Source organism: Desulfobulbaceae bacterium (genome assembly GCA_013792005.1).
GTDB lineage: Bacteria > Desulfobacterota > Desulfobulbia > Desulfobulbales > VMSU01 > VMSU01.
The window spans coordinates 55,612-61,611 of record VMSU01000225.1 but is presented as its reverse complement, the minus strand read 5'-3'; the positions used below and the strand labels follow the sequence as shown (position 1 = coordinate 61,611).

Sequence of the window (6,000 nt, the reverse complement as noted above, 5' to 3'; positions counted from 1 at the left end):
AGGAAATCAGCGTTATCATTGATCTTGAGCGGATTATCAGTCAATTGGTGGTGTCGGAAGTTGGCAGTGCTAACAATCTGATATGATAAGTTTATCTCGTCCAAACTTGACCCTTCGCGGTTTTAGTCAAAAATACCCAATTTATTTTTGGAGGGAGTGAAGATGCGGCTTGGGCTTCCTAAGTGAAGAAACATCAGGGGAAGTAATGACCGAGATCCTGGTAAGATGCCGATGCAAGGTAATTACTGATTAAGTTCGAGAAGAATGGGGTGTCGATGGAAGTAAGTGAGTCCCCTGTGCCTTAGAACATGATTTTTTCATGAAAACTACCGACGACACAAAGGTTGACGTGGCTCTTGAAAAGATATCAGTCAGGGTGAGAGATTGTCAATGATCGTTGGTGACTCGAAAAAAGGATCCTTGAGGATTCTTTTTGTTTCTAGGACCACCTGCAAATGATTGGTTTGTGATTGCCACACCACCAATTTCAAGATCAATTGCATTGAATTTACAGGCTTTACTGCAGGCCAGGCAGGATATACATTCCATGTCGTCGGGGGACTCATTAAATCGTACCCCCATCGGGCAGACACTATGGCAGGCGGCACAATTCGTACATTGGGTGGAATTAAGTCTTAATTTGACCAGTTTTATTTTGCTGAACAGGGCATAGAATGCACCAAGAGGGCAGGCCGTTCGGCAGAAAGGCCGACTGGCAAAAACGGCCCAGACTATAAAAATAACAAGAATAAAGAGCTTGTTAAAGAATAGCGGGCCTAAGGTGGCTCGAAGATCAGGCTGCAAAATAAGCATCGGGAATCCGGCTTCCAGGGTGCCAGCCGGACAGAAATACTTGCAAAACCAAGGAGCTCCAAGTCCGACTGCATCAATTTCAAAGAGAGGAAGGAGGATAACCATGAAAAGCAAGAGTCCATATTTTACGTAGCGTAAGGGAGGCCAAACACCAAACTTCCGTGAAGGAATTTTGTAGAGAAGCTCCTGCAACAGACCAAATGGACAGGCCCACCCGCATACCATTCGACCTACAAAGCTGCCGATTAGCCCCATGCTTCCTACTACATAAAAACCAACAAAAAATTGGCTGTTTTCAATGGCCATTCGAACTCCGGCAAGGAGTTGCTGCAGGGAGCCGAGAAAACAATAGGTTGTTGCCGCTGGGCAGGAATAACAATTGAGTCCTGGCGAGCAAACGACCTTTAGTGGCCCTTGGTAAATACCTCTGGTAATAGGAAAATTCCAGAACCCATTGCTAATAAAGAAAAATAGGGCTTGAACCAATTTACGAACGAGATCCATAACTATCCTATTCCGATACAGGATAAGCAAATTTGCGTTGCCTGTTCAAGAACACGTGATGGCTCGCCCAAACTGATCCCGATAATCGTAAGGATCAAAAAAACAAATATTGCAACAAGCGGAGCGGTTCTGATTATCGCTTTTTCTTTGCGCATTTTCATTACCCGTTTAAACGGTTGGCATCGTGACGGTTCAGTCTAAGACGGACACGGGGATAGAGTTCGTGTCATCACTGGCTGATGTAGTTCGTCAACATTTGAACGACCCCAGGAGAGTCCCATTGTGCGGGGCCAATATATTTTTCTCTAAGGATACCCTGCTTATCAACAATAAAAGTCTCAGGGACTCCGGTAAGTCCATATTTGGGACCAATTGTATTCTGTTGGTCGTTAAGGATTGGCATTGTAATGCCAAGCTTTGCAGCAAAAGAATCCGCCAGTGCTGGGTCGTCTTTATTTAAGATCGCCAGCATTTTAAATTTATCCCCTGGCAGCATTGTGTAAAGTTTCTGCATTGAAGGCATTTCCTCGCGGCAAGGAGGGCACCAGGTTGCCCAGAAATTCACAAAAACTACCTGTCCCTTAAGCTCAGAAAGTGTCCAGGTTTTACCTTTTCTGTCCACAAGGGTGAAATCCGGTGCAGCCTCGCCAATTGTAGCTACCTTTGGCTTCTGTCCACAGCCAAAAACAAGCAAAGACAGACAAAACAAAAGTAATAGTGATACTTTTTTCATAATGAACTTTAGCCTCAAAAATGGCCTTTGCAGGCACAGTTGATTAATTAATTCGGATAATTGGCAATAATTTCAGCTTGAATCAATTGAAGCAAATTCTCGTAACCAAAAGTCTGGAGGGGTTTCCCGTTAACAAAGAACCCTGGAGTTTTCTGAACACTAAGCGTTTTGGCATCGGCAATATCCTGTTCAATGAGTTTGGCAATTGCTGGATCATTCATATCTTTCCTGATTTGTTCAATGTCAAGTCCAGCTTGAGGAAGAAATTGCCAAATCAGTTCAGGTTTCGGGTTGTGGTGACTGGCCCAGTTTGGTTGAGACGCATACATTACCTCTAAGGTCTCCCAATATTTCCCTTGTCTTTTAGCTGCCTCAAGAATCTTGACAAAATAATCAGCACCATCATGAAAAGGGGCATAGCGAAGAACAAGTTTAATTTTGCCGGGATTCGCGGCGATGATTTTCTTCACCAGGGGAGAAAAAGCTGCGCAGGTTTCACAGGCAGGGTCCATAAACTCAACAAGATAGACTTTCGCATCATCACTCCCAAGCGTTTGAGAGTGCTCTCTGACAAAAGTTGTAGCGTTTTCTTTAGCCATGAATCCGTATTTTTCAGCCTGATATCCCTTGTAGTAGGAACTGGCAAACACAAAGACAAAGAACAACGCAAGACTTGTAATGCCAAACATTACATACTTCATTTAGATATCCTCCTTTGTAAGATAAGTAAAATAGCGATGATTGCTGAAAATGAAAGTAGCGAAAGCATTGGTATTGTGAGAAAACCAAAAAGATTGATGTATTCTTCGGTGCAGGAAACGCCCTTGCTGCATGGAGTGAGACTCTTCGGGATAATTCCTGAGTACAATAGGTTATGATAACATGCCGTTAGCCAGCCCGCTATCGCTAGAGGGAGAGAATATCGCACAACTCCTTTGTCAAAAGGAAACAGGCCTACTGCTAAAATGATAACTAAAGGGAACAAGCATATTCTCTGATACCAACACAACACACAGGGCGCAAACTCCATTACGTAGCTGAAAAATACACTCCCCAAGGTTGACATGCTGGCCACAACCCAACAAAGAAAAAGAAGAGACCAGTTTCGATTTGATGTTTGATCTGATTGGGTCATAATAAAGATCCCTCTAAAGTAGTGATTGGATAAAATGAGCCTTCTGCCCTTTGAGGCATGGGGGGCGTTGGCCTGGTTTGTCTGGAAAAAATTTCCCAATCTGTATGTGAAATTTCACATGTCTATACTAAATTGATAATGCCCATTTTTTCAATCTACTTTACGAAACACTCGCGAGGCATTGAGCAGAGCGAGAAGTGCGGTGCCCATGTCTGCAAATACTGCCTCCCACATGGAGGCCATCCCAAGGGCTCCCAACAATAGAAAAAGGCCTTTAACCGAAAAGGCCAAGGCAATGTTTTGCCAGACAATGCGGCGAGTATGCCGAGCAATACGTATTGCTTCTGCCATTTTAGCAGGGGAATCGGTCATTAGGACTACATCTGCGGTTTCGATGGCGGCATCTGAGCCAAGGGCTCCCATGGCTACGCCTACATCAGCACGAGCCAAGACGGGTGCGTCGTTGATCCCGTCACCCACAAAGGCTACCTTGCCGTTGCTTTTTTCTTGGGCGCAAATCTGTTCGAATATGCGGACTTTATCCTCTGGGAGTAACCCGGCATGGAATTGATCCAGTTCCAAGTCCTTAGCCACGTGTGCCGCCGCTGATTCATTATCCCCCGTCAGCATGATAATTTTATCAACGCCGTTTTGCCGGAGTAGGCGGATAGCTTGCTTGGCATCCGCTTTTAACTGGTCCCCGATCACAATGTAACCGGCGTACTGATTATCTACCACCACGTGGGCCACGGTGCTTTCAACAATGCATTGTTCGTGGTCGATTCCCATTTTATGCAAAAGCGCGTCACTGCCAACGGTGATACTCTTCCCCTCATAAACGGTACTAACTCCAATACCAGGGATGGCGACGTGATCGCTTACCAGCGCCTCGTTGATGGCAAGCCCCTTGGCGTTCATGGCGGCAACGATAGATTTGCCGATGGGATGGGTGGAGTGCAGTTCGGCAGCGGCAGTCAATTGCAGGAGATAGTCGGCAGAAAAGCCATTAACTGTAACCACCCTGTCCAGCATAAAAACTCCGCGAGTCAATGTGCCTGTTTTATCAAAAACAACTGTTTTTACTGATGCAAGGACATCGATAAACATCGACCCCTTGACTAGAATTCCGCTACGCGAGGCCCAACCGATTCCGCCGAAATAGCCTAAGGGAATACTGACCACCAGTGCGCACGGGCAGGAAATGACCAGTATCACCAACGCCCGGTAGACCCATGTTGTAAATTGGGCGTCAGCTATCAGCAAGGGTGGAACTACGGCAATTATCGTGGCGATGGCCACCACTGCCGGGGTGTAATAGCGGGCAAAGGTGGTAATGAACTTTTCGGTGACCGCCTTACGGGCGGTTGCGCTTTCCACCAACTCCAATACCCGGGCGATGGAAGACGCTTCAAAAGGTTTTGTCACCCGCACCATCAAGGCAGAGGCTGTGTTGATGGTGCCCGCCATAACGGAGTCGCCGGGGCGTGCTTGAACTGGAACCGGCTCGCCGGTCAACGGCGATGTGTCCACCTGGGAGATCCCTTCTACCACCTCCCCGTCAAGGGCAACCTTTTCCCCCGGTTTGACCAAGATGATATCGCCCACCTTGACTTGACCTGGAGATATTTCGCTAAAACCGCTGTCATTTTTCACCAATGCTCGGTCCGGCCTGGCGGCCAAAACTCCGCGAATCGACCGCCTCGCCTTGGATACGGCCATATTTTGTAGCAGTTCTCCGACTTTGAAAAACAACATCACTCCGACTGCCTCGGATAGAGCATGAATCGCCATAGCTCCTACCGTAGCAATAATCATTAGTACATTTTCGTCGAATAAAAGTCCTCGCCGAATCGAGCGTATCGCTCCAAGGAAAACATTCCAGCCTGCCAGAAAATAGGCTGTGCATACGACTACATATTCCACCCAGGGCCAAAGCAGGGCGTGAAAACGGTTTTCAAACACCATGTGACCGACGAAAATGATGCCGGAAGTAATTATAATTCCAATCTCTTTTCGATAATTGCTGGCCGTTGAATGATCATGAGCTTCCTGCTTATTCCCTCCTTTGTCTCTCCGCGTGAACTTGACTTGCGGTTCAATACGGCTGATTACCGCTAAAGCCTTTTGGGTATCGGTTGCTTTGAGAAGTAACGTAAGTGTGGCGAAATCAAGAACCGCGTCCTCAACCCCATCGGTTTTTTTCAGTTCTTGCTCAATTTTGGCAGCGCAGGTAGCGCAGTCCAAATTATCAATATCATAACGCTCGATCTGTATTCGGTTCATAATGAAGCCATTCCATAAGGAGTTTGGTTATCTTTGGCCTAGTCAATTCACATTGCTCAGGCGGATGATAGTTCCACTAGGAGGCGTTTCTGTGAAATGAGCGGTAAAACGCGCTGCTAGGTGGCGCTTCCGACCAGTTAGTCTTCTTGGGTAGTATGGTACTTTTTGACTCTCGACAACCGCACCCTTTTCATCCACCAAAGTCACCTCCACATAATCCGGGACATTGAATCCCATGCTGCCTTTCAGGTGGATTTTCCCCGAAACCCTGAATTCGTTATTGCCTTCTGCCGCCCAAACCTGACTGAAATATGTTTGGCGGCTTGGAACCATTTCCTTGGTGAAGTCCTTATCTAAGAGGTTTGGGGTAATTGCGCAGCCGGACAGCATCATTAGGCATGCGATGGCAGCTATATATATTTTGAAAAGAAAATCTTTCATTTCTTACCTCGTTGACCATAGTCAGCGCTGGTCACCATCGTGGTCGAAGACCAGCGCTGACCTTTTTCAGAACAAATTATGGGACGCTGAG

Annotated in this window: 6 protein-coding genes; all 6 read right to left on the bottom strand. The window is 46.5% G+C overall.

Annotated elements, in window-relative coordinates; translation table 11 throughout:
• Nucleotides 1-387: 387 nt before the first annotated feature.
• Complete coding sequence (locus FP815_14625) at nucleotides 388-1,317, bottom strand: 4Fe-4S binding protein (GenBank protein MBA3016163.1); 930 nt, start codon at nucleotides 1,315-1,317, stop codon at nucleotides 388-390.
• A 229-nt stretch (nucleotides 1,318-1,546) separates the two neighbouring features.
• Complete coding sequence (locus FP815_14620; protein MBA3016162.1) at nucleotides 1,547-2,050, bottom strand: TlpA family protein disulfide reductase; 504 nt, start codon at nucleotides 2,048-2,050, stop codon at nucleotides 1,547-1,549.
• 47 nt (nucleotides 2,051-2,097) lie between these two features.
• Nucleotides 2,098-2,751: a disulfide bond formation protein DsbA gene (locus FP815_14615; GenBank protein MBA3016161.1), complete on the bottom strand. Its 654-nt coding sequence runs from the start codon at nucleotides 2,749-2,751 to the stop codon at nucleotides 2,098-2,100.
• The gene (locus FP815_14610; protein ID MBA3016160.1) at nucleotides 2,748-3,185 is read right to left on the bottom strand and encodes a disulfide bond formation protein B; all 438 of its coding nucleotides are present in this window, start codon (nucleotides 3,183-3,185) and stop codon (nucleotides 2,748-2,750) included. The genes FP815_14615 and FP815_14610 overlap by 4 nt, the downstream gene beginning before the upstream one ends.
• Before the next feature lie 150 nt (nucleotides 3,186-3,335).
• Nucleotides 3,336-5,468, bottom strand: a complete 2,133-nt coding sequence (gene cadA / locus FP815_14605; GenBank protein MBA3016159.1) for a cadmium-translocating P-type ATPase — start codon at nucleotides 5,466-5,468, stop codon at nucleotides 3,336-3,338.
• Nucleotides 5,469-5,510: 42 nt separating this feature from the next.
• Nucleotides 5,511-5,909, bottom strand: coding sequence for a hypothetical protein (locus tag FP815_14600; protein MBA3016158.1), 399 nt, complete (start codon nucleotides 5,907-5,909; stop codon nucleotides 5,511-5,513).
• Nucleotides 5,910-6,000 lie beyond the last annotated feature (91 nt).

Excerpts from the sequence above, each read along its gene's own strand:
- FP815_14620 (MBA3016162.1), bottom strand. The coding sequence starts at position 2,050 with ATGAAAAAAGTATCACTATTACTTTTGTTTTGTCTGTCTTTGCTTGTT.
- cadA (MBA3016159.1), bottom strand. The coding sequence starts at position 5,468 with ATGAACCGAATACAGATCGAGCGTTATGATATTGATAATTTGGACTGC.
- FP815_14625 (MBA3016163.1), bottom strand. The coding sequence starts at position 1,317 with ATGGATCTCGTTCGTAAATTGGTTCAAGCCCTATTTTTCTTTATTAGC.
- FP815_14600 (MBA3016158.1), bottom strand. The coding sequence starts at position 5,909 with ATGAAAGATTTTCTTTTCAAAATATATATAGCTGCCATCGCATGCCTA.
- FP815_14615 (MBA3016161.1), bottom strand. The coding sequence starts at position 2,751 with ATGAAGTATGTAATGTTTGGCATTACAAGTCTTGCGTTGTTCTTTGTC.
- FP815_14610 (MBA3016160.1), bottom strand. The coding sequence starts at position 3,185 with ATGACCCAATCAGATCAAACATCAAATCGAAACTGGTCTCTTCTTTTT.